At 73.4% G+C, this 22,174-nt stretch carries 17 protein-coding genes; 4 read left to right on the top strand and 13 right to left on the bottom strand.

Annotated elements, in window-relative coordinates; all coding sequences use genetic code 11:
* Window positions 1–54: 54 nt before the first annotated feature.
* Window positions 55–1,362, bottom strand: coding sequence for a glucarate dehydratase family protein (locus IH50_RS0106605; RefSeq protein WP_030858272.1), 1,308 nt, complete (start codon window positions 1,360–1,362; stop codon window positions 55–57).
* A gap of 229 nt (window positions 1,363–1,591) precedes the next feature.
* Between IH50_RS0106605 and IH50_RS0106595 the strand changes: the two genes are divergently transcribed.
* Window positions 1,592–2,374, top strand: coding sequence for an IclR family transcriptional regulator (locus tag IH50_RS0106595; protein ID WP_030858271.1), 783 nt, complete (start codon window positions 1,592–1,594; stop codon window positions 2,372–2,374).
* A gap of 186 nt (window positions 2,375–2,560) precedes the next feature.
* Window positions 2,561–3,898 carry an MFS transporter gene (locus IH50_RS0106590; protein ID WP_030858269.1) on the top strand — a complete coding sequence of 446 codons (1,338 nt, stop codon included), beginning with the start codon at window positions 2,561–2,563 and terminating at the stop codon, window positions 3,896–3,898.
* 9 nt (window positions 3,899–3,907) lie between these two features.
* Here the strand turns inward: IH50_RS0106590 and IH50_RS0106585 are convergent, their stop codons facing one another.
* The 9 genes from IH50_RS0106585 to hrcA all read right to left on the bottom strand — a co-directional run bounded on the left by IH50_RS0106585 (window position 3,908) and on the right by hrcA (window position 14,599).
* Window positions 3,908–4,906, bottom strand: coding sequence for an adenosine deaminase (locus IH50_RS0106585; RefSeq protein WP_030858267.1), 999 nt, complete (start codon window positions 4,904–4,906; stop codon window positions 3,908–3,910).
* Window positions 4,907–4,926: 20 nt separating this feature from the next.
* On the bottom strand, window positions 4,927–5,832 hold the full coding sequence (locus IH50_RS0106580) for a ribonuclease Z (RefSeq protein WP_030858265.1): 906 nt from the start codon (window positions 5,830–5,832) through the stop codon (window positions 4,927–4,929).
* Between the two features lie 6 nt (window positions 5,833–5,838).
* Window positions 5,839–6,192, bottom strand: coding sequence for a histidine triad nucleotide-binding protein (locus tag IH50_RS0106575; protein WP_030858263.1), 354 nt, complete (start codon window positions 6,190–6,192; stop codon window positions 5,839–5,841).
* A 227-nt stretch (window positions 6,193–6,419) separates the two neighbouring features.
* Window positions 6,420–9,626, bottom strand: coding sequence for a S41 family peptidase (locus IH50_RS0106570; protein ID WP_030858261.1), 3,207 nt, complete (start codon window positions 9,624–9,626; stop codon window positions 6,420–6,422).
* A gap of 45 nt (window positions 9,627–9,671) precedes the next feature.
* Window positions 9,672–10,181 (bottom strand): hypothetical protein, encoded by a 510-nt coding sequence (locus IH50_RS0106565; RefSeq protein WP_420709018.1) that lies wholly within the window; start codon window positions 10,179–10,181, stop codon window positions 9,672–9,674.
* A 241-nt stretch (window positions 10,182–10,422) separates the two neighbouring features.
* Window positions 10,423–11,163, bottom strand: coding sequence for a 16S rRNA (uracil(1498)-N(3))-methyltransferase (locus tag IH50_RS0106560; RefSeq protein ID WP_030858257.1), 741 nt, complete (start codon window positions 11,161–11,163; stop codon window positions 10,423–10,425).
* Window positions 11,160–12,233 (bottom strand): nitronate monooxygenase, encoded by a 1,074-nt coding sequence (locus IH50_RS0106555; RefSeq protein WP_030858254.1) that lies wholly within the window; start codon window positions 12,231–12,233, stop codon window positions 11,160–11,162. Before IH50_RS0106555 ends, IH50_RS0106560 begins: the two co-directional genes overlap by 4 nt.
* Before the next feature lie 213 nt (window positions 12,234–12,446).
* Window positions 12,447–13,583 carry a molecular chaperone DnaJ gene (dnaJ, locus tag IH50_RS0106550; RefSeq protein ID WP_030858252.1) on the bottom strand — a complete coding sequence of 379 codons (1,137 nt, stop codon included), beginning with the start codon at window positions 13,581–13,583 and terminating at the stop codon, window positions 12,447–12,449.
* The gene (hrcA, locus tag IH50_RS0106545) at window positions 13,583–14,599 is read right to left on the bottom strand and encodes a heat-inducible transcriptional repressor HrcA (protein ID WP_030858250.1); all 1,017 of its coding nucleotides are present in this window, start codon (window positions 14,597–14,599) and stop codon (window positions 13,583–13,585) included. The genes dnaJ and hrcA overlap by 1 nt, the downstream gene beginning before the upstream one ends.
* 170 nt (window positions 14,600–14,769) lie before the next feature.
* Here hrcA and IH50_RS0106540 point away from each other — a divergent pair, with 170 nt between their 5' ends.
* Window positions 14,770–15,504 (top strand): MBL fold metallo-hydrolase, encoded by a 735-nt coding sequence (locus tag IH50_RS0106540; RefSeq protein ID WP_030858248.1) that lies wholly within the window; start codon window positions 14,770–14,772, stop codon window positions 15,502–15,504.
* Between the two features lie 34 nt (window positions 15,505–15,538).
* Entirely contained in the window at window positions 15,539–16,345 is an 807-nt protein-coding gene (locus tag IH50_RS0106535) for a DUF3097 domain-containing protein (RefSeq protein WP_030858246.1), read from the top strand.
* 206 nt (window positions 16,346–16,551) lie between these two features.
* Here IH50_RS0106535 and hemW read toward each other — a convergent pair whose 3' ends face one another.
* The 3 genes from hemW to IH50_RS0106520 all read right to left on the bottom strand — a co-directional run bounded on the left by hemW (window position 16,552) and on the right by IH50_RS0106520 (window position 22,172).
* A complete protein-coding gene (gene hemW / locus IH50_RS0106530; RefSeq protein ID WP_030858244.1) occupies window positions 16,552–17,784 on the bottom strand; it encodes a radical SAM family heme chaperone HemW in 1,233 nt (410 codons plus the stop codon).
* Window positions 17,785–17,811: 27 nt separating this feature from the next.
* Window positions 17,812–20,052: an ATP-binding SpoIIE family protein phosphatase gene (locus IH50_RS0106525; protein WP_030858241.1), complete on the bottom strand. Its 2,241-nt coding sequence runs from the start codon at window positions 20,050–20,052 to the stop codon at window positions 17,812–17,814.
* 245 nt (window positions 20,053–20,297) lie between these two features.
* Window positions 20,298–22,172, bottom strand: coding sequence for an AMP-dependent synthetase/ligase (locus IH50_RS0106520; protein WP_030858238.1), 1,875 nt, complete (start codon window positions 22,170–22,172; stop codon window positions 20,298–20,300).
* Between the last annotated feature and the right edge of the window lie 2 nt (window positions 22,173–22,174).

Below are 22,174 nucleotides of genomic sequence, written 5' to 3'. Positions count from 1 at the left end.
CACCACACCACCGACAGCGTGACGGCCGTCACTCCAGGTTCACCCCTGGGAGGATCACCAGCGCGGCACGGCCGGGGTGACCCACTCCGGGTTGGCGACGCGCATGGCCGCCGCGTCGTCGCGGTCCCGCAGCGAGCCGTCGTCGTCGAGCCACCGCTGGTGCAGGGCCTCCAGCCGGTCGCGGTCGAGCTCGACGCCGAGGCCGGGCGCGTCGGAGACCCTCATGGTTCCGTCCTCGAAGGTGAGGCGCTCGGTGAGGACGTCCTCCGACTGCCAGGGGTAGTGGGAGTCGCAGGCGTGGTGCAGGTTGGGCACGGTGGCCGCCACGTGGGTCATCGCGGCGAGGCTGATGCCCAGGTGGGTGTTGGAGTGCATGGAGACGCCGACGCCGAAGGTGCGGCAGATCGCGGCGAGCTGCTGGGTGTTGCGCAGTCCGCCCCAGTAGTGGTGGTCGGAGAGGACGACCTGGACGGCGTCCCGCGTGAACGCCTCCTTGATCTCGGCGAACGTCGTCACGCACATGTTGGTGGCGAGCGGCACCGAGGTGCGGGCAGCGACCTCGGCCATGGCGGGGGTGCCGAGCGCGGGGTCCTCCAGGTACTCGAGGACGTCCCCGAGCTCCCCGGCCACCTTCAGCGAAGTCTCCACGGACCAGGCGCCGTTGGGGTCCAGGCGCAGGGGGTGTCCGGGGAACGCGGCGGCGAGGGCGCGTACGGCGGCGATCTCCTCGTCGGGCGGGAAGACGCCGCCCTTGAGCTTGAAGGAGGTGAAGCCGTACCGCTCCGTGAAGATCCGGGCCTGCTCGACGACGCCGGCCGGGTCGAGGGCGGCACCCCAGTCGTCCTTCTCCGCCGGCACGCCGTCCGGGTGGCCGGCCCACTTGTAGAAGAGGTACGCGCTGTACTCGACGGCGTCGCGGACCTTGCCGCCGAGCAGGGCGTGCACGGGCAGGCCGAGGCTCTTGCCGAGGGCGTCGAGGCAGGCGACCTCGAGGGCGGAGAGCACGGACAGGCGCAGCTTGTCGGCGGTCTGCACGCCGCGCAGTCCGCCGACGTCGACTTGTCCGGAGACCTGGGAGCTGTCGACGGCCACGTCGTCGGCCTCGGTGAACAGCCGGTTCAGGTCGCCCGCCTGACGGCCGACGAGCCGGTCGGCGAGGGGCCGCGCCAGGTCCAGGTACTTGGTGTCGCCGTAGGTCTCGCCGAGGCCGGTGGTGCCGTCGGCGGTGACCACCTCGACGATCAGGCGGGGGGTGTACGGCTGGTGGACGCCCTGGGTGTTGAGCAGGGGCGGGTCGGCGACGAGGATCGGCGTGAGGCGGACCTCGGTGACGGTCAGGTCGCGGGACGTCGGCGTGGTCACAGGGCGGCTCCTACGAGGTCGAGTCCGGCGGTGCGGAGAGTGCGCAGGTCGGCGAGGTCGCCGGGGGCGGGGTCGGTGAGAGGGGCACGGAAGCCGTCCGTATCGGGACTCACCCTCACCCATCTCCCCATGTAGACGTCATCCATGTATGAAAATGAAGGTTAAGTAGGCGAACGAGAACCGTCAATGGCCCGTCCCGGACCTCGTCGGGCCGGTCTACGATCGGCGCATGCCGGAGACAGGGGGCGTGCGCGAGGTCAAGTCCGCCGCGCGCACGATGGAGGTACTGGAGCTGCTCGCCGCGCGCGGTGACCGTCCGGCGCGCCTCCAGGAGCTGGCGGACACGCTGAAGGTGCCGCGCAGCTCGATGTACGCGCTGCTGCAGACCCTGATCGCGCGCGGCTGGGTCCGCACCGACGTCACCGGCTCGCTGTACGGCATCGGCATCCGCGCCCTGCTCACCGGCACCAGCTACCTCGACTCGGACCCGCGCGTGCGGGCCGTACGCCCGTATCTGGACGAGGCGTCCGACGCGCTGGGCGAGACGATCCACCTGGGGCGGCTGGACGGCCACGACGTGGCGTACCTGGCGACCCGCGAGTCGCACGAGTACCTGAGGACGATCAGCAGGGTGGGGCGGCGGCTGCCGGCGCACGTGGGCGCGCTCGGCAAGGCGCTGCTGGCGGAGCGGCCGGACGAGGAACTGCCCGAGGGGCCGTACGAGGCGGCCACGCCGAACACGCACACCTCACGGGAGTCGCTGGCCGCCGATCTGGCCGGGGTGCGGGAACGCGGTTACTCCGTGGACCGCGAGGAGGGCGTGCCCGGGATCGTCGGCTTCGGCTTCGCCCTGCGGTACGCCTCCCCGGCGCAGGACGCCATCAGCTGCTCGGTGCCGGTGGCCCGGCTGACGCCGGAGCGGGAGGAGCGGATCGTCGCCGTGATGCGGGAGATCCGGACGAAGGTGGAGACGACGATTCCCGCAGGTGGCGGGGCCGTTCACTGGCGATAGCGGACGCTGTTACCCAGTCCCGCCGAACCCCAAACGCGATAGTGACCTAGATCACACCTCGCGCGCTCCCGCTGCCCTCCCCCCGCTTGATACAAATTGCCCGCGCGCTCCCGTCGATCGACGGTCGTCGCCCCCTCCCTCCCCACGGTCCTCGCACCGTCCCTTCCGCACGCCCTGGGAACGCCCGTGTTCGCCCCCCGCACCACCCCCTGGCCCCTCGTCGCCCTTTTCACGGCCGGGTACCTCGCCCCGTATCTGCTGCCGACCACCGTCGGCCGGCTGGAACGCGGACTCGCCCTCTCCGCCACCCAGGCGGGGGCCGTCGGCAGCGCGCTGCTGCTGAGCTCGGCGACCGCCGGGTTCCTGCTGGCGTCGCGCGTGGAGCGGGCCGGGGCGCGGACCCTGGCCCGGCTGGGCCTGCTGCTGGCCGCCGTCGGCTACGGCGGGGCCGCCCTCACCACCTCCGTACCGGCCGTCGTCGCCGGCGCGGTGATCGGCGGGTTCGGCTCCGGTACGGCCACGACGGTCGCCGCCACCCGGATCGCCGCCGAACGCGATCCGCACCGGGCGTCCGCCCTCGGGCTGCTCAGCGTCTCCGCGCTCGCGGGGGTGGTGTACCTGACGGTGCCGCGGCTGCCGGGACACGGGCTCACCCTGGCCGCCATCGCCCTGACCGCGCTGGCCGTGTGGCCGCTGACGTCCCGGCTGCCGGCCGGCACGCCCGGTCCGCGCCGCACCGGGGCCGGCGACACCGCCGCCGCCCGGCTGCCGCACCGGCGTTCCGGCGCGGTCCTGGCCGGCACCATGCTGCTGTGGTCGCTCGCCCAGAACGCGCTGTGGGGCGTGAGCGGGCGCATCGGGGTCGGCCAGGCGCACCTGTCCGAGCCGACCGTGGGGGTCGTCTTCGCGGTGGCGCTGGGCGCCGGACTGCTGGGCGTCCTGGGCGCGGGCGCGCTGGGATCGCGGCTGGGGCGGGCGCTGCCCATCGGCGGCGGCACGGTCCTCATCGCCGGCTGCATCGCGCTCAGCGCCTCCGCGACCGGTCTCGGCGGCTTCGCCACTGGTGAGATCGCCTGGAACACGGTCTACCCGGTGGTGCTGTCGTACCTGATCGGGCTGGCGGCCTCGCTGGATCCGCGCGGGCGGTGGGCCGTGCTGGTCGGCTCGGCGTCGTCCCTGGGGACCGCCGCCGGGCCGCTGACCGGCAGCGTGCTGTCCGCGCAGGCCGGGTTCCCGGTGATGGGCGCGGTGCTCGGAACCGGTCTGCTGCTGGTCGCGCTGCCGATGACCGCGGTCGCGCTGCACACCGGGGGGCGTCCGCTGCTGCCGGGCGCGGTCCGCCGCCGCGGTGGCCACCCGGCGGCGGTGGTCGCCGCGGCCACCGGCACCCCGACGGGCGCGGTCCCCGAGGTCGGCGCCCCGGAACAGCCGGTGGTCGAGATCCCCCTCGACGGCACCCCGGCCCCGGCCCGGCGCACCTACGACACGGCGGCGGCGACCCGGGCACCGGGCGCCCCCCACTGAAGCCCGCGGCTACACGGTCGAGAAGTCGTACGCCTCCACCTCGGCGAGGTACCGGGCCCGCAGCGCCTCGTCGTCCTCCAGGAAGGAGGCCAGGAAGGAGTTGCGGGCCAGCTCACGCAGGCGCTCCGGGCCGAGACCCAGGGTCTCGCGCACCGCGTCGAAGGTGTCCCCGGCGTAGCCGCCGAAGTACGCCGGGTCGTCGGAGTTGACCGTGCACATCAGACCGGCGTCGAGCATCGCGGGCAGCGGGTGGTCGGCGAGGGTGTCCACGGTGCGCAGCCGGACGTTGGACAGCGGACACAGCGTCAGCGGCACGCGTTCCCGCACCAGCCGTTCCACCAGCGCCGGGTCCTCCACACACCGCAGCCCGTGGTCGACCCGCTCCACGCCGAGGACGTCCAGCGCCTCGGTGATGTACTCCGGCGGCCCCTCCTCCCCCGCGTGGGCGACCCGCCGCAGCCCCAGCGCGGCGGCGGCCTCGTACACCTCCCGGAACTTCGCCGGCGGATGCCCGACCTCCGCCGAGTCCAGGCCGACCCCGGTGATCCGGTCCAGGTACGGCTTCGCGGCGTCCAGCGTGGCCAGCGCCGACTCGGCGGACTCGTCCCGCAGGAAGCACATGATCAGCCGGGTGGAGACCCCGTGCGTCTCCTGGCTCCGGCCCAGCGCCCGCCACAGCCCCTCGACGACGGTGCCCATGCCGACACCGCGCGCCAGGTGCGCCTGCGGATCGAAGAAGACCTCCGCGTGCCGCACGCCCTGCGCGGCGGCGCGGGCGAGGTAGGCGTCGGCGAGGTCCTCGAAGTCCCGCTCGGTGCGCAGGACCGCCATGAGTTCGTAGTACAGGTTCAGGAAGGACTGCAGGTCCTCGAAGCGGTACGCCTCACGGAGCGCCTCGGTGTCGGCGTAGGGCAGCTCGACACTGTTGCGGGCGGCGAGGGCGAAGGCCAGCTCGGGCTCCAGGGTGCCTTCGATATGAAGGTGCAATTCGGCTTTTGGTACGGGCATCGAAATATCGTACGGCGTTTTCACCGACGCTTCGGAAGTGCCACCCGTTGCAGGTCCCGTGCCACGGTCAGCTCGCCCTCGTACCCGGCCGCCCGCGCCTGCCGTTCGAACTCCTCGGGGTCGGCGTAGCGCTGGCTGAAGTGGGTGAGGACGAGGTGCCGTACGCCCGCGTCGCGCGCGACCCGGGCGGCCTGTCCGGCGGTCAGATGGCCGAAGTCGACGGCGAGCGCCTCGTCCTCGTCGAGGAACGTCGACTCGATGACCAGCATGTCGCAGCCCTCGGCGAGCGCGTACACCCCGTCGCACAGCCGGGTGTCCATGACGAACGCGAACCGCTGCCCGCGCCGCACCTCGCTGACCTCCTCCAGCGGGACCCCGTCGAGCACGCCCTCGCGCTGGATGCGGCCGATGTCCGGGCCCTTGATGCCGTGCGCGGCCAGCCGGTCGGGCAGCATGCGCCGGCCGTCGGGTTCGACCAGCCGGTAGCCGTACGCCTCGACGGGATGGGAGAGCCTGCGTGCCTCCAGCGTGTAGCCGGGGGTGCGGTCGAGGGGGCCGTCCGTGTCGACCGGGGCCTCGGTGAGGACGACGGTCTCGCGGTAGGCGGTGGCGTAGCGCAGACGGTCGAAGAAGCGCCGGCCGGAACGCGGGTAGTGGGCGGTGATCTGGTGCGGCACCTTGTCGAGGTTGATCCGCTGGATCACTCCGGCGAGGCCGAGGGAGTGGTCGCCGTGGAAGTGGGTGACGCAGATCCGGTTCAGGTCGTGGGCGGCGACCCCGGCGCGCAGCATCTGGCGCTGGGTGCCCTCGCCGGGGTCGAACAGGATGCCCTCGCCGTCCCAGCGCAGCAGGTAGCCGTTGTGGTTGCGGTGCCGGGTGGGGACCTGGCTGGCGGTGCCGAGCACCACCAGTTCACGTACGGACAAGGCTGCTTATCCCGGGGGCCACTGGAGACCGCGGCCGCCCAGGACGTGGGCGTGCGCGTGCCAGACGGTCTGGCCAGCGCCGCTGCCGGTGTTGAAGACGATGCGGTAGCTCTCCAGCTTTTCCTCGTCGGCGACGGCCTGCGTCTCCCGCAGTACGTCCGCGGCGAGTTCGGGCGCGGCGGCGGCGAGGGCGGCGGCGTCCTTGTGGTGCGCCTTCGGGATCACCAGCACATGGGTGGGCGCCTGGGGGTTTATGTCACGGAACGCGACGGTGGTCTCGGTCTCCCGCACGATCGTCGCCGGAATGCTCCCCGCGACGATCTTGCAGAACAGACAGTCGTCCTGAGGCTCCCCAGCCATGAACCCTCCTCAAGCCACCTGATCACGTACGAAGCATCGTACCCGCGCCCGGCGTTCCCGCGGGCAGTCGTGCCTCCCCCAGTGCCTTAAGGGCCTGGGAGGTACCCCCAGGGCGGTGGGGGTACCTCCCGCTCGAGCGAAGCCGAGAGTGGGGGAGGGTGGGCGCGGCGGCACCCCGTAAGCGCCGGGCTGCGCAGACACCCCCGGCACACACCAACGCCCCCGACTCACCCGACCTCCGGAGGAACCTTCGCCGGCGTCGACTCCAGCGCCTCCAGCGCCAGCCGAACCGCCTCGTCCAGCTGGACGTCCCGCCCCGCCGCGTAGTCCTGCGGCCGCTGCACGACCTCCACGTCCGGATCGACCCCGTGGTTCTCCACGTCCCACCCGTACCCCTCCAGCCAGAAGGCGTACTTGGGCTGGGTCACCAGCGTCCCGTCGACCAGCCGGTACCGGCTGTCGATGCCGATCACGCCGCCCCACGTACGGGTGCCGACCACCGGCCCGATCCCCAGCGCGCGGATCGCCGCGTTGACGATGTCCCCGTCGGACCCGGAGAACTCGTTGGCGACCGCCACCACCGGCCCCCGGGGCGCGTCCCGCGGATAGCTCTCCGCCCGCATCCCGCGGGGCAGGTCCCATCCCACGATCCGCCGGGCCAGCTTCTCCACCACGAGCTGCGACGTGTGCCCGCCCCGGTTCTCCCGCACGTCCACGATCAGCCCCTCCCGCAGCACCTCCACCCTCAGGTCGCGGTGGATCTGCGCCCACCCGGGCGCCTGCATGTCGGGGACGTGGATGTATCCCAGCCGCCCGCCGGACTTCTCCAGCACGTACGCCCGCCGGTCCGCGACCCACGCGTGGTACCGCAGCGGCTCCTCGTCGGCGAGCGGCACCACCACGGCGTGCCGCGGCTCACCGCCCCCCGCGGGTGACACCGTCAGCTCCACCGGCTTCCCCGCCGTCCCCACCAGCAGCGGCGCCGGCCCGGTCACCGGGTCGACCGGCTGTCCGGCGACGGCGACGATCGCGTCCCCGACCCGTACGGCGGCCCCGGGCGCGGCGAGCGGCGAGCGGGCGTCCGGGTCGGAGGTCTCCGCGGGCAGGATCCGGTCGACCCGCCAACTTCCGTCCTCGTGGCGGGAGATGTCCGCTCCGAGCAGTCCCTGCCGGGCCCCGTCGCCGTAGCCGCCGCGCGGGATGACGTAGGCGTGCGAGGTGCCGAGTTCGCCGTGCACCTCCCACAGCAGGTCCACCAGGTCGTCGTGGGTGGCGAGCCGGTCGAGCACGGGCCGGTAGCGGTCCAGGACCCCGTCCCAGTCGACGCCGTTCATGTCGGGACGCCAGAAGTTGTCCCGCATGATGCGGCCGTTCTCGTCGAACATCTGCCGCCACTCGACGGCCGGGTCGACGAACTGGCGTACGCGGTCCAGGTCGACGGTGATGTTGGTGTCGCTGTCGTCGTCGCCGGAGGCGCGCCGGTCGCTGGGGACGACCTTCAGCCGCCCGTCCGTCCACAGCAGCACCCGCTTGCCGTCGCCGCTGACCTCGAAGTGGTCGGCGTCCACGGCCAGATGCTCGATGCGCTGCTGGGCGAGGTCGTAGCGCTCCAGGTCGGTCTTGGGGTCCGGGTCGTCGGGCGTGGCGCGGGAGGCGCCGAGCACGCCGCGCACCGGGTGCCGCAGCCACAGCACGCCGTCCTTGGCGGCACGCAGGTTGGTGTAGCGGGCGGCCTCCACCGGGAACGGCACGATGCGGTCGGCGAGGCCGTCGAGGTCGATCCGGGTGGTGGGAGCGCCCTCGCTGTCGGGGGTCTCGTCGCGGTCCGGGGTCTCGAAGGGCCGCCCGTGCCGCTGCGGGCCGAACGGCGACGGGGTGGTCGCCGCGAGGGTGATCAGGTACGGCCGTACGCCCTCGACGAAGGCCAGGTCGAAGACGTGCTCGTCGTAGACCGGGTCGAAGGAGCGGGTCGACAGGAACGCGAGGTGCCTGCCGTCGAGGGTGAAGGCGGGCGCGTAGTCCCGGAAGCGCAGCGGGGTCGCCTCGGTGACCGACAGGTCGGTGGTGTGGGCGAGTTTGAGCTGGCTGAGCGGGCGCGGTCCCGGGTGGGACCAGGCGAGCCAGGAGGAGTCGGGTGAGAAGACCAGCCCGGAGACGTCGCCGTTGTCGCTGCGGTCGACCTCGCGGACCTCGCCGCTCTCCCGCTCAACGAGGAGGACCCGGCCGTCGTGGGAGGCGACGGCGGCGCGGCTGCCGTCGGGGGCCATGGCGAGCCCCACGACGCGGCCCAGCCGCCCGGCGGCGATCCGGCGCGGGGTGGCGCCCGGGGCGAGTCCGGTGGCGGGGGCGAACTCCAGGGCGTCGTCGCCCTCGGCGTCGGTTACCCACACCACCCACTCCTCGCCGTCCGCGCGGAAGGTGCGGGGCCGCCGGGCCCGTACGCCCGGGGTCGCGGCGAGCGCGCGGGCGGGGCCGGCACGGTGGGTGACCCAGTGGACGGTGCCGCGCACGCAGACGGCGCTGCCGCGCGCGGTGTGGTCGGGGGACGCGGCGCCGAACCAGCGGGCGGCGTTCACCGGGAACGGCTGGAGGTCGACGCGCTGCCCGCCGAGCCGGATGTCGAGGCGGCGCGGCTCCGCCCCGTCGAGGTCGTCGAGGAGCCACAGTTCACCGGCGCTGGAGTAGACGACGCGGGTGCCGTCGCCGGCGGCGTGCCGGGCGTAGAAGCCTCCGAGGGGGGTGTGCCTGCGGAGGTCGGAGCCGTCGGCGAGGGAGGAGTACAGGGCGCCGGTGCCCTCGTGGTCGGAGAGGAACGCGATCCTCTCCCCCACCCACAGCGGGCACTCGATGTTCCCGTCGAGGTCCTCGTGCAGCCGTACGAACTCGCCGTCGCCCTCGCGGTCGATCCACAGCTTGCCCGCCGTACCGCCCCGGTAGCGCTTCCACCAGGCGGCCTCGCGGCTCATCGGCGCGGACAGCAGCACGGTGTGCGGGCCCTGGGCGACGTCGCCGACGGGGCCGTAGGGCAGGGTGGCGGCGGGGCCGCCGTCGAGGGGGACGGCGCGGGCCCAGGTGCGGCGGAAACTGGCCTGGCCCTGGGAGCTGGTCACCAGGACCCGGCCGTCCGCCGTCCAGCCGCGGGTCCGGGTGGTGGTGCTGCCCCAGTGGGTGAGGCGTCTGGCGGGGCCGCCGTCGACGGGCGCGACGTGCACCTCGGGGGCGCCGTCGCGGGTGGAGGTCCAGGCGACGGTGGTGCCGTCCGGCGAGATACGGGGCCGGGTCACGGGCACGTTGTCCGCGCTGACCCGCCAGGCCCGGCCGCCGTCGAGCGGGGCGAGCCACACGTCGTCCTCGGCGGTGAAGGCGACCAACTCGCCGTGCAGATGCGGGAACCGGAGATAAGCGGCGGATGCGACCGATGCGGGCTGTGTCACCCGATCACCCTATGCACGGGGGAGCCGCCTGGACAGGGGTTTGGATCACTTGCCCTCGACGGGGCGACAGGAGGGGTACTGCTCGCACCACACGGTCGTCGTGACGGTCACGGTGACGGTGGGGTTCGGGCCGCGGTGCGTGGGTTCGCCCACGCGCGGGGGGCTGGTGGAGTCGCAGTCGCCCAGGCCGTCGACCTGGAAGAGCCGCTTCCCGTCGACCTTCGCGGTGAGATTGCCGCGTACGCAGGCGCCGTTGACGGCGTGGGTGATCCTTCCGGTGACGGTGATCTCCTTGCCGTCCCGGGTCTCGCCCTGGCAGTCGACGGAGGCGACGGTGTCCTGGCTTCCCTTGTCCCCGAAGGATCCGGTGCAGCTGAGCCAGCGCACGTCGGTCTTCCGCCGGTCGAGTTCCTCGGTCACGGTCGTGTCGGTCGTGAACGCGACGGCCGCGGAGCTGAGTCCGCCGCCCTCGCACGCGGTGATCCCGGCCACGGCGGCCACGGCGAAGCCGGCGGCGAGTGCCTGTCGTCGCCACTGACGCGGAACCCTGTTCATCGCCCCCATGGACGGCAGCCTGCCACCGTCACCGGCGGGACGGTAGGGCGCATATGGTCACTTGGTTGTCCGCCCCCGCCGCCCCTTCCCGTCCCGAACCTGGGGCTCCGCCCCAGACCCCGCTCCTCAAACGCCGGAGGGGCTAGGAGTCAGCCCCTCCGGCGTTTGAGGAGCGGGGGTCCGGGGGCAGCGCCCCCGGGATGGGACGGGTAAGGGCGGCGGGGGCGAAGAAACCCTCAGGTCAGGACCAGCGCCCGGTACGCCCGAGCAGCAGCGCCGCCGCGGCCGTTCCCGCCGTGGACGTACGCAGCACACTGGGTCCCAGCCGCACGGCACGCGCGCCGGCCTCTTCGAAGAGCGCCAACTCCTCCGGAGAGACACCGCCTTCCGGCCCGACGACCAGCACGATGTCCCCGGAGGCGGGAAGTTCGGCGGTCGCCAGGAACTCCGTAGCGCTCTCGTGCAGCACGGCAGCGAACTCCGCTTCGGCCAGAAGTGACGCAACCCGCTTGCTCGTCGCCGCGTCCGCGACCCGCGGAAAGCGCACCCGGCGGGACTGCTTGCCGGCCTCCCGCGCCGTCGCCCGCCACTTGCCGAGGGACTTCAGCCCCCGCTCGCCCTTCCACTGCGTGATGCAGCGCGACGCCGCCCACGGCACGATCGCGTCCACGCCGACCTCGGTCATCGTCTCCACGGCCACCTCGCCCCGGTCTCCCTTGGGCAGGGCCTGGACGACGGTGAGCCGGGGGAACTCCTCGGGTTCCTCCACCACGTGACCGAGCCGCACGATCAGCCGGTCCTTGCCCTCGGCGGCATCCACCTCGCCCTCCGCCCAGCGGCCCGCGCCGTCGGTGAGGACGACGTCCTCGCCGGCCCGCAGCCGCTTCACGGAGACGGCGTGCCGTCCCTCGGGTCCGTCGAGCACGTAGCGGCCGGAGCCGTCCGTGTCGAAGTGGTCGACGACGAACACCGGCGCGGTCATCGGGCACCTCCCGCCGACAACGCCGTCCGGGCGGCGGCCAGTTCGGCGGCCAGCACCTCCACCAGCCGCCCGGCGGGCAGCTCGCGGGCCATCCGGTGGCCCTGCCCCGCCCACAGCGCCAGGCCCTGCGCGTCGCCGGCCGTGGCGGCGGCCTTGCGCAGGGGCGCGGTGAGGTGGTGGACGTCCGGGTAGGCGGCGGGCGCGTACGGGCCGTGCTCGCGCAGGAAACGGTTGACCAGGGCGCGGGCCGGGCGGCCGGAGAAGGCGCGGGTCAGCTCGGTGCGCGCGTACAGGGGGTCGGTGAGGGCCCGCTTGTGCAGGGCGTGCGCGCCGGACTCGTGGGTGGCGACGAAGGCCGTGCCGAGCTGGGCCGCGGCGGCGCCGGCCGCGAGGACGGCGGCGATCTGGCCGCCGCGCATGATGCCGCCGGCGGCGACGACCGGGATGCCGACCGAATCCCGGACCTGGGCGACGAGGGAGAGCAGTCCGACGCCGGAGCCGTCCGTCTCCGGGACGTCCCGGTGGGTGCCCTGGTGGCCGCCGGCCTCCACGCCCTGCGCGATCACCGCGTCCGCGCCGGCCCGTTCCACGGCCTGGGCCTCCTCCGCGGTCGTGGCAGTGACCAGCGTGAACGTACCGACGCGGCGCAGGGAGTCCAGGACCTCGCGGGCCGGCACGCCGAAGTGGAACGACACCACCGGCACCGGGTTGTCCAGCAGCACGGCGAGTTTGGCGTCGTAGCCGTCGTCCCGGCCGCTGTCGGGATCGCCGAGCCGGGTCTCGTACCAGGCGGCCTCACCGGCCAGCTGGTGGGCGTAGACGCCGACGGCGGCCGGGTCGGCCGTCTCCGGCTGCGGCAGGAAGAGGTTGACGCCGAAGGGCCGGGAGGTCAGTCCCCGTAGCTGCTTGATCTCCTGGTACATCCCGTCCGCGGTCTTGTACCCGGCGGCCAGGAAACCGAGCCCGCCCGCCTCGGACACGGCCGCGGCGAGCTGCGGCACGGCGACACCGCCCGCCATGGGTGCCTGCACGATCGGGTGCGGGCAGATATCGGTCAGTACGGAGGACATGACGGCATGTTGTCACGTCCCCCGCCCCACACCGAATCTGCCCTTCCCCTTGGCATAAGCCACTTTTCGACAGGCCGGTGGAGACAGCGTCAGCGCCTGCCGAACACGTGCCTCAGCGCCCGTTGAAGGCATCCTTCAACCGCGAGAACAGCCCCTGCTGCCCCGGCTGACACCCCCGGCAGCAGACCACCACCCGTGCCCGGCACCAACCGGTCAGCGCCCGTTGAAGGCATCCTTCAACCGCGAGAACAGCCCCTGCTGCCCCGGCTGGAACTGCCCCGTGGGCCGTTCCTCGCCGCGGAGCTTGGCCAGTTCGCGGAGCAGGCGTTCCTGTTCCGGGTCGAGCTTGGTCGGGGTCTGGACCTCGACGTGGATGATCAGGTCGCCCCGGCCGCCGCCGCGCAGGTGGGTGACGCCCCGGCCGTGGAGCGGGATCGACTGGCCGGACTGGGTGCCGGGCCGGATGTCGACCTCCTCCATGCCGTCCAGCGTCTCCAGCGGCACCTTGGTACCGAGGGCCGCCGCCGTCATCGGGATGGTGACCGTGCAGTGCAGGTCGTCGCCGCGCCGCTGGAACTGCGCGTGCGGCAGCTCGTGGATCTCCACGTACAGGTCACCGGCGGGACCGCCGCCGGGCCCGACCTCGCCCTCGCCGGCCAGCTGGATCCGGGTGCCGTTGTCGACACCGGCCGGGATCTTGACCGTGAGGGTGCGCCGGGAACGGATGCGGCCGTCGCCCGCGCACTCCGGGCACGGGGTCGGGACGACCGTGCCGAAGCCCTGGCACTGCGGGCAGGGACGGGACGTCATGACCTGACCCAGGAAGGACCGCGTGACCTGCGAGACCTCACCGCGGCCCCGGCACATGTCACAGGTCTGCGCGGTGGTGCCCGGAGCCGCGCCCTCGCCGCTGCACGTCGTGCAGACGACGGCCGTGTCGACCTGGATGTCCTTGGTCGTGCCGAACGCGGCCTCGTCGAGCTCGACGTCGATGCGGATCATCGCGTCCTGGCCCCGGCGGGTGCGCGAGCGCGGCCCGCGCTGCGACGCCGTGCCGAAGAACGCGTCCATGATGTCGGAGAAGTTGCCGAAGCCACCGGCCCCGAAGCCGCCCGCGCCACCGCCGCCGGTCTGCGAGAGGGGGTCGCCGCCGAGGTCGTAGACCTGCTTCTTCTGCGGGTCCGACAGCACCTCGTAGGCGGCGTTGATCTCCTTGAACCGCTCCTGCGTCTTGGGATCAGGATTGACGTCCGGATGCAGCTCGCGGGCGAGCCGCCGGAAGGCCTTCTTGATCTCCTCCTGCGACGCGTCGCGGCGTACGCCGAGTACGGCGTAGTAGTCCGTGGCCACTACGACTCCGCCAGGATCTGTCCGACGTACCGTGCCACTGCGCGTACCGCTCCCATCGTTCCCGGGTAGTCCATGCGGGTCGGTCCGACCACGCCGAGCTTGGCAAGAGCCTCGCCGCCCGAACCGTAGCCCACCGACACGACGGACGTGGAGTTGAGTCCCTCGTGGGCGTTCTCATGACCGATACGGACGGTCACGCCCGGATCCTTCGCCTCACCGAGCAGCTTGAGGAGCACGACCTGCTCCTCCAGCGCCTCCAGGACGGGCCGGATCACCAGAGGGAAGTCATGTCCGAAGCGGGTGAGATTGGCGGTGCCGCCGATCATCAGCCGCTCCTCGTTCTCCTCGACGAGCGTCTCCAGGAGAGTGGAGAGCACCGTCGAGACCGTACCGCGGTCGTCCGCCTCGAAGGCCTCGGGGAGGTCCTCGACCAGGCTCGGCACATCGCTGAACCGGCGGCCGGCGACCCGGCTGTTGAGCCGCGCCCGCAGATCCGCCAGCGACGACTCGCCGAACGGCGCCGGGCAGTCGACCATCCGCTGCTCGACCCGCCCGGTGTCCGTGATCAGCACCAGCATCAGCCGCGCGGGGGCGAGGGACAGCAGTTCCACGTGCCGCACCGTGGAGCGGGTCAGCGACGGGTACTGCACGACGGCGACCTGCCGGGTGAGCTGCGCGAGCAGCCGCACGGTCCTGGCCACCACGTCGTCGAGGTCGACGGCGCCCTCGAGGAAGTTCTGGATGGCCCGCCGCTCGGGCGGGCTCATGGGCTTGACGCCGGCCAGCTTGTCGACGAACAGCCGGTAGCCCTTGTCGGTGGGGATGCGCCCGGCGCTGGTGTGCGGCTGGGCGATGAAGCCCTCGTCCTCCAGGGCCGCCATGTCGTTGCGCACGGTGGCCGGGGAGACGCCGAGGTTGTGCCGCTCGGTGAGGGCCTTGGAGCCGACGGGCTCCTCGGTACCCACGTAGTCCTGGACGATGGCGCGCAGCACCTGGAGCCTGCGTTCACTGAGCATCGCGCACACCTCCAGAAGCCTTCCGCGCGCTACCTTCCCTGTCCGCCTGGCACTCTTCGCACGCGAGTGCCAGACCTCCCCGCCCAGTGTACGGCCGGGGGGTACGCACCGGGCAAGGGCGGTCCCCGCGCCGTCGCGCCGGACGGCGTCGTCCCCGATAGCGTCCCGTCATGACCGTGACTTGGGAAGAGTCGGGATGGGAGCAAGTGGCGCCCGGGGTGGGACGGTACCGGCTGCCGGGGTGGGACTGCACGGCGGGGCTCGTCGTGGGCGCGGAGGGCCTGCTGCTCGTCGACGCGGGTTCCGGGCTGGGCGAGGGCGCGTGGTTGCGGGCACAGGCGCAGGCGCTCACCGGTCGCCGTGTGACGCATCTCGCGCTCACCCACCCCCACTTCGACCACGTTCTCGGGGCGGCGGCGTTCGCGGGCGCGGAGGTGTTCGGCGCGGTGGGCATGGAGACGGTCCTGACGGCGCGCGGGCGTGCCGAACTGCGCGCGGACGCGGTGCGGTGGGGGCTGGACGCGCGGGTGGCGGAGGAGGCCGTGGAGGCCCTGGTCCCGCCGCGGCACGCGGTGTCCGGTGAGTGGACGCTCGACCTCGGCCCGGCCGGCGGCCGGCAGGTCCTGCTGGCGAACGTGGGCCCCGGGCACACCGCCCACGACCTCGCGGTCCTCGTCCCCGGCGATCCGGAGGTGGTGTTCTGCGGCGACCTGGTCGAGGAGTCGGGCGAACCGCAGGCCGGCCCCGACGCCGTACCGTCGCACTGGCCGGCCGCGCTGGACCGGCTCCTGGAGCTGGGCGGTGAGGACGCGCGGTACGTCCCCGGTCACGGAGCGGTGGTGGACGCGGCGTTCGTACGCCGTCAGCGTGACGCCCTGGCGGCCCGTTTCGGCGTGTCGGACTGATCACGGCGGGCGGGATCCTCGTATCGTCGTCAGAATGCGCCAGTACTCCGCCGATCTCACCCCTCCGTGGAAGAAACCGCAGCCGGTCCCCGAGGTCGCGGCCGAGCCGGGCCTGGTGGTGGAGGAACCCGGCACCGGCTTCTGCGGCGCGGTGATCCGCTGCGAGGCGGGCACGGTGACGCTGGAGGACCGCTTCGGCAAGCACCGGGTGTTCCCGCTGGAGCCGCGCGGTTTTCTGCTGGAGGGGCGCGTGGTGACGCTGGTGCGGCCGGCCGCCGGCCCTCGGCGGCCCGCCCGTACGGCGTCCGGGTCCGTCGCCGTGCCCGGCGCGCGGGCGCGGGTGGCCCGCGCGGGGCGCATCTACGTCGAGGGGCGGCACGACGCGGAGCTGGTGGAGAAGGTGTGGGGCGACGATCTCCGCATCGAGGGTGTGGTCGTCGAGTACCTGGAGGGCGTCGACGACCTGCCGTCGATCGTCGAGGACTTCTCCCCCGGCCCGGACGCGCGGCTGGGCGTCCTGGTGGACCACCTGGTGCCGGGCTCGAAGGAGTGGCGGATCGCGGAGGCGGTGACGAGCGAGCACGCGCTGGTGGTGGGCCACCCGTACGTCGACGTCTGGGAGGCGGTGAAGCCGGCGTCGGTCGGCATCGAGGCGTGGCCGCGGGTGCCGCGGGGTCAGGACTGGAAGACGGGGGTGTGCGCGGCGCTGGGCTGGCGCGTGGCGAACACGGGCGAGGCGTGGCAGCGGATCCTCGGCTCGGTGCGGTCGTACAGGGACCTGGAGCCGCAGCTCCTGGGCCGCGTGGAGGAACTGATCGATTTCGTCACGGCACCGTCCTGAGCGGCATGGTTCTTCGCCCCCGCCGCCCCTTCCCGTCCCGTCCCTGGGGGCTGCGCCCCCAGACCCCCCTTCGGCCCTGAACGGGCCTCGTCCTCAAACGCCGGACGGGCTGACTTTCAGCCCCTCTGGGGGAGTTTGAGGAGCGGGGGTCCGGGGGCAGCGCCCCCGGTTCGGGACGGGAAGGGGCGGCGGGGGCGAGAAAAAGGTCAGTCGACCAGATCCCGCACCACCGCGTCGGCGAGCAGCCGCCCCCGCAGGGTGAGGGCCGCACGGCCCTCCTCGTACGGGCCGGGGGCCAGCAGCCCGTCCGCCAGGGCCCGGCGAGCCGCCGCAAGCCCCTCCGCACGGAGGAGCGAGAGAGGAACCCCTTCCTCGAGCCGAAGCTCCAGCAGGATCCGCTCGACCCGCCGGTCCTCGTCCGACAGGACCTCGCGCCCCGCCCCCGGCGACCGCCCCTCCGCGAGCGCCGCCGCGTACGCTCCCGGATGCTTGACGTTCCACCAGCGCACCCCGCCCACGTGCGAGTGCGCGCCGGGCCCCGCGCCCCACCAGTCGGCGCCGCGCCAGTACAGCTCGTTGTGCAGGCAGCGGCCCGCCTCGGAGGTGGCCCAGTTGGACACCTCGTACCAGTCGAAGCCCGCCGCCGACAGCGTCTCCTCGGCGATCAGGTAGCGGTCGGCATGGACGTCGTCGTCCGTCATCGGGACCTCGCCGCGGCGGATACGGCGAGCGAGCTGGGTGCCCTCCTCCACGATCAGCGCGTACGCCGAGACGTGGTCGGGACCGGCGCCGATCGCCGCGTCCAGGGACGCCCGCCAGTCGTCGTCGGACTCCCCCGGGGTGCCGTAGATCAGGTCGAGGTTGACGTGCTCGAAGCCGGCCGCGCGGGCCTCGGCGACGCAGGCCTCGGGGCGGCCGGGGGTGTGGGTGCGGTCGAGGACCTTCAGGACGTGCTGCCGGGCGCTCTGCATGCCGAAGGAGATCCGGTTGAAGCCACCCGCGCGGAGGGCCGCCAGGTAGGCCGGGTCGACCGACTCCGGGTTGGCCTCCGTGGTCACCTCGGCGTCCGCCGCCAGCCCGAACTCCTCGCGGATCGCCCCCAGCATCCGTACGAGGTCGTCGGCGGCCAGCAGGGTCGGCGTACCGCCCCCGACGAAGACCGTGCGGACCTCGCGCGGGTCGTCGCCCAGCACCTTCCGCGCCAGGCGGACCTCGTCGACGAGGGTCCCGGCGTAGTTGTCGCGGGAGGCCAGAACGCCGCCGCTGCCGCGCAGCTCGGTCGCGGTGTACGTGTTGAAGTCGCAGTAGCCGCAGCGGGTCGCGCAGTAGGGGACGTGCAGGTAGAAGCCGAGGGGGCGGTCGGCGGCCCCGGCGAGCGCGGACGCGGGCAGCGCGCCGTCGGCGGGGACGGGCTCGCCGTCGGGGAGTGCGGAAGGCATGTGCTCCATTGTCCCGCACCGGCCGTGTCACTCCGCTTGGAGGACGAGGAGCGCGAGGTCGTCGGCGGGCGGGCGGGCCCCGAACTCGTGCACGAGCTGGGTGATGCGTTCCGCTATCAGCTCCGCGTGCATCCCCGCGCATCCGGAGAGGGCCAGCGCCAGCCCGTCGCCGTCGTCGAACTGGCGGGAGCCGGAGCGGCGCTCGGTGACTCCGTCGGTGACGCAGAGCAGGGTGTCGCCGGAGTACATCTCGAAGGTCTCACTGGTGTAGGTGGCGTCCTCGACGACCCCGAGCAGGGTCTGCGGCTGGGCGACGGCACGGACCGAGCCGTCGGGGGCGAGCAGCAGGGGCAGGGGGTGTCCGGCGGAGGCGAGGGTGCAGCGGACGCCGCCGTCGAAGGGGACGAGTTCGCCGTAGAGGAGGGAGAGGAAGCGGGTCTGGGGGCCGTCGCCGGGGGCGGTCGGGCGGGCGCCGGCGGCCACCAGGGCGCGGGCGGCGGCGTCGGCGGCCTCGGTGGCGTCGTCGAGGAGGAGCTGGTTGAGGCGGTCGAGGACGTCGGCGACGCGGTAGCCCTCGCGTGCGAGCAGCCGCAGCCAGGGGCGGACGAGGCCGATGACGACGGCGGCCTCCGGCCCTTTGCCCTGGACGTCGCCGACGGCGAAGCACCAGCGGCCCCGGCCGGCCGGGAAGAGGTCGTAGAAGTCGCCGCTGGGGCCGCCCTTGTCGCAGGGTTCGTAGACGAGGGCGCTGCGCACGCCGGGGATCTCGGCGACGGCGCCGGGCAGCAGTCCGCGCTGCAGTACGGCGCTGATGGTGGCCTGGCGGGAGTACTGCCGGGCGGCGCCGATGGCGAGGGCTACGCGCCGGCCGAGGTCCTCGACCAGGCCGGTGATCTCGTCGGGGAAGCGGTCGATGCCACCCCGCCCGATCACCAGCGTGCCGAGCGGGCGCCCGCCGGCGACGAGCCGGTAGGCGAGGGCGGTGCCGTGGGCGCCGTCGGCGGAGGCGTCGGGCCCGTCGGCGGAGGCGTCGGGCGCGTCGGCCGGCTCGTCGACCGCGTCCGCGGACCCGCCGGCCCTCCGGTCCGGCCCCTTCGGCTTCGGCCCGCCACCGGGTGACCCGCCCGGCCCGCCGGACCCCGTACGCCACCCGTCGAACGCGTCGCCCGGCCCGTGGACCGCCCCGCCCAGCCCGTGGACCGCGTCGGCCGGCCCGTCGAGCGCCCCGCCCGGCCACGGATAAGGCTCGGGTCCCGGGTGCAACGGGTCGCCGGGGTGGGGCGGGTTCCGCTCCAGGGCCCGGCTCAGGTCCTCGATGCGGTTCTCGCTGGCGTGCCAGACGCGGGCGAGGCGGGAGCCGTCGGTCCGGCTCCCCTCGCCCCAGCCGCCGCCGCGGCCGGTGGTCTCGTCCTCCAGCCACACCGCGCACCAGTCGGCCAGCCGCGGCACGATCAGCTGGCCGGTGAGCGAGGTGACCAGGTCCTCGTCCAGTTGCCCGGCGAGTAGGTCGGAGGCCTCGGCGAGGAAGGACAGGGCGCCGCGCCCCAGCCAGGTCCCGTCCCGGCCGGGCCGGCGGGCGAGCCAGTCGTCGCCGTACGAGCCGCCGCGCCAGGTGTCCCGGGCGGGACCGGGTGGGCGTCGGGGGGCCGGTGGATCGAGTGCGTCCAGGGGGCCGGGGGCGCTCTGCTCCGTCCGGGGCGGCTCCGGCGCGAGGATCTCCGCCACGCGCAGGTCGCGCGCCAGCGTGCGCTCCCCGGCGTACGCCTCGATCCGGTCGTCCGCCGTGCACTCCCCTGCGGCCAGGCGCGCCCACACCGTCTTCGTGCCCGGACGGTAGGTGATCCCCCAGGCCTCGGAGAGCGCAGCGACGAGGCGCAGGCCGCGCCCGTACTCGGGGGTGTCGTACGGCGACCCCTCCGGTTCGCTGCCGCGCGGCGCGCGGGAGGGGTGCTGGTCGGCGACCTCGACGACGAGCGCGCCGGTCCCCTCCTCCAGCCTGCACGCCACCCGCACCTCGGTACCGGCGTGCACGACGGCGTTGGTGACGAGTTCGCTGGCGATCAGCGTGGCGTCGTCGCCGACGCGGCCGGTGAGGTGTTCGGCGCCGGGCAGGGCGAGCTCCGCCCACTCGGTGAGCGCCTTGCGCAGCAGGGCGCGTGCGGCGCCCGGTGCGAGGGGGCTCCCGGCCAGGGTCGCGTCCACCCACGCGCACTCCCGCGCGCCGGAGGCGCACGAGGCGGTCTCCCGTTGGGTCGGAATGGCCCCCATGGGCAGCTCCCCGGGCAGTTCGTACGAAGAGAACTCGATCGTTGCCGACAGGGTGACAGACCGGACCCGCCCATAAGCGCCGAGTCACCGAAGTGGACCGCCAAGGGTGAGCACAGCGTCAAGTGTGCGGTCAGGAACGGACAGGAAGCCGCTGCGTTCCGGTCATCACGGAAACGCGACAAGAGGGGCGGGGTCCCGGCCGTACCGGCCCGGAACCCCGCCCCTCCGCAGTCACACCGTGACGGTCACGCCTCGCGCGTGCCCTCGTACATCTCCTCGATGAGGTGCTTGTACGTGCGCTCCACCACCGGGCGCTTCAGCTTCAGGCTCGGGGTGACCTCGCCGTGCTCGATGTCGAGATCGCGCGGGAGGAGGCGGAACTTCTTGATGGTCTGCCAGCGCTGGAGGCCCTCGTTGAGCTGCCTGACGTAGCCGTCGACCATCTCGACCGTGGCGGGCGCGGCGACGATCTCCGCGTACGTCTTGCCCTCCAGGCCGTTCTCGGCCGCCCAGGGCGCGAGGGCGGCCTCGTCGAGGGCGATGAGGGCGGTGCAGTAGTTCCGGTCGGCGCCGTGGACGAGGATGTTGGAGACGTAGGGGCAGACCGCCTTGAACTGGCCCTCGACCTCGGCCGGCGCGATGTACTTGCCGCCGGAGGTCTTGATCAGGTCCTTCTTGCGGTCGGTGATGCGGAGGTAGCCGTCGGGCGAGAGCTCGCCGATGTCGCCGGTGTGGAACCAGCCGTCCTCCTCCAGGACCTCGGCGGTCTTGTCGGGCAGGTTGTGGTAGCCCTGCATGATGCCGGGGCCGCGCAGCAGGATCTCGCCGTCGTCGGCGATGCGGACCTCGGTGCCGGGCAGCGGCTTGCCGACGGTGCCGGTGCGGTAGGCCTCGCCGGGGTTGACGAAGGAGGCGGCGGAGGACTCGGTGAGGCCGTAGCCCTCCAGGATGTGGACGCCGGCGCCGGAGAAGAAGTAGCCGATCTCGGGGGCGAGGGCGGCGGAGCCGGAGACGCAGGCGCGCAGGTTGCCGCCGAAGGCCTCGCGGATCTTGGCGTAGACGAGCTTGTCGGCGACGCCGTGCTTCGCCGTGAGGCCGAAGGGGGCGCTCGCGGTGCCGGTGCGGCGGAAGTTGTCCTGGGTGACCTTGGCGTACTCGCGGGCGACCTCGGCGGCCCACTGGAAGATCTTGTACTTGGCGCCACCGCCGGCCTTCGCCTTGGCGGCCACGCCGTTGTAGACCTTCTCGAAGATGCGGGGCACGGCCGCCATGTAGGTCGGCCGGACCACCGGGAGGTTCTCGATGATCTTGTCGACGCGGCCGTCGACGGCGGTGACGTGGCCGGCCTCGATCTGGCCGGAGATGAGCACCTTGCCGAAGACGTGGGCGAGCGGCAGCCACAGGTACTGCACGTCGTCGGCGCCGACCAGGCCGGTGGCGGGGATGGCCTTGGCCATGTACGACCAGCAGTCGTGCGGCAGGCGTACGCCCTTGGGGCGGCCGGTGGTGCCGGAGGTGTAGATGAGGGTGGCGAGCTGGTCCTTGGTGATCGCGGCGACCCGCTCCTTGACCAGCTCCGGTTCCCGCTGGAGCCGGGCGGCGCCGAGCTTCTCCAGGTCGGCGAGGGTGATCACGAAGTCGTCGGTGTCGGCGCCGGCCGGGTCGACGACCACGACGTAGGTGAGCTCGGGCAGCTCGGCGCGCTTCCCGACCGCCTTGGCCGCCTGCTCGGCGTTCTCCGCGATCAGCACCCGACTCTGGGAGTCGGAGAGGATGTAGGCGGATTCGTCGGCGTTGGTCTGCGGGTAGATCGTGGTGGTGGCGGCGCCGGCGCAGAGGATGCCGAGGTCGGCGAGGATCCACTCGACCCGGGTGGAGGAGGCGAGCGCGACCCGCTGCTCGGACTCGACGCCCAGCTCGATCAGGCCAGCCGCGATGGCGTGGACCCGCTCGGCGGCGCCCGCCCAGGTGAGGGACTTCCAGTCGTCCGGGCCCTCGCCGGAGGCCGCCGGGACCGGATAGCGGTAGGCCTCGGCGTCCGGTGTGGCCGCCACGCGCTCCAGGAAGAGGGTCGCCACGCTCGGCGGACGGTTCTCGATCAGTGTCTGTGGGTCGCTCACGA

It is taken from the genome of Streptomyces sp. NRRL S-37, from assembly GCF_000721605.1.
In the GTDB taxonomy this organism is placed as follows: domain Bacteria; phylum Actinomycetota; class Actinomycetes; order Streptomycetales; family Streptomycetaceae; genus Streptomyces.
This window is presented reverse-complemented; position numbering and strand designations above follow the sequence as displayed.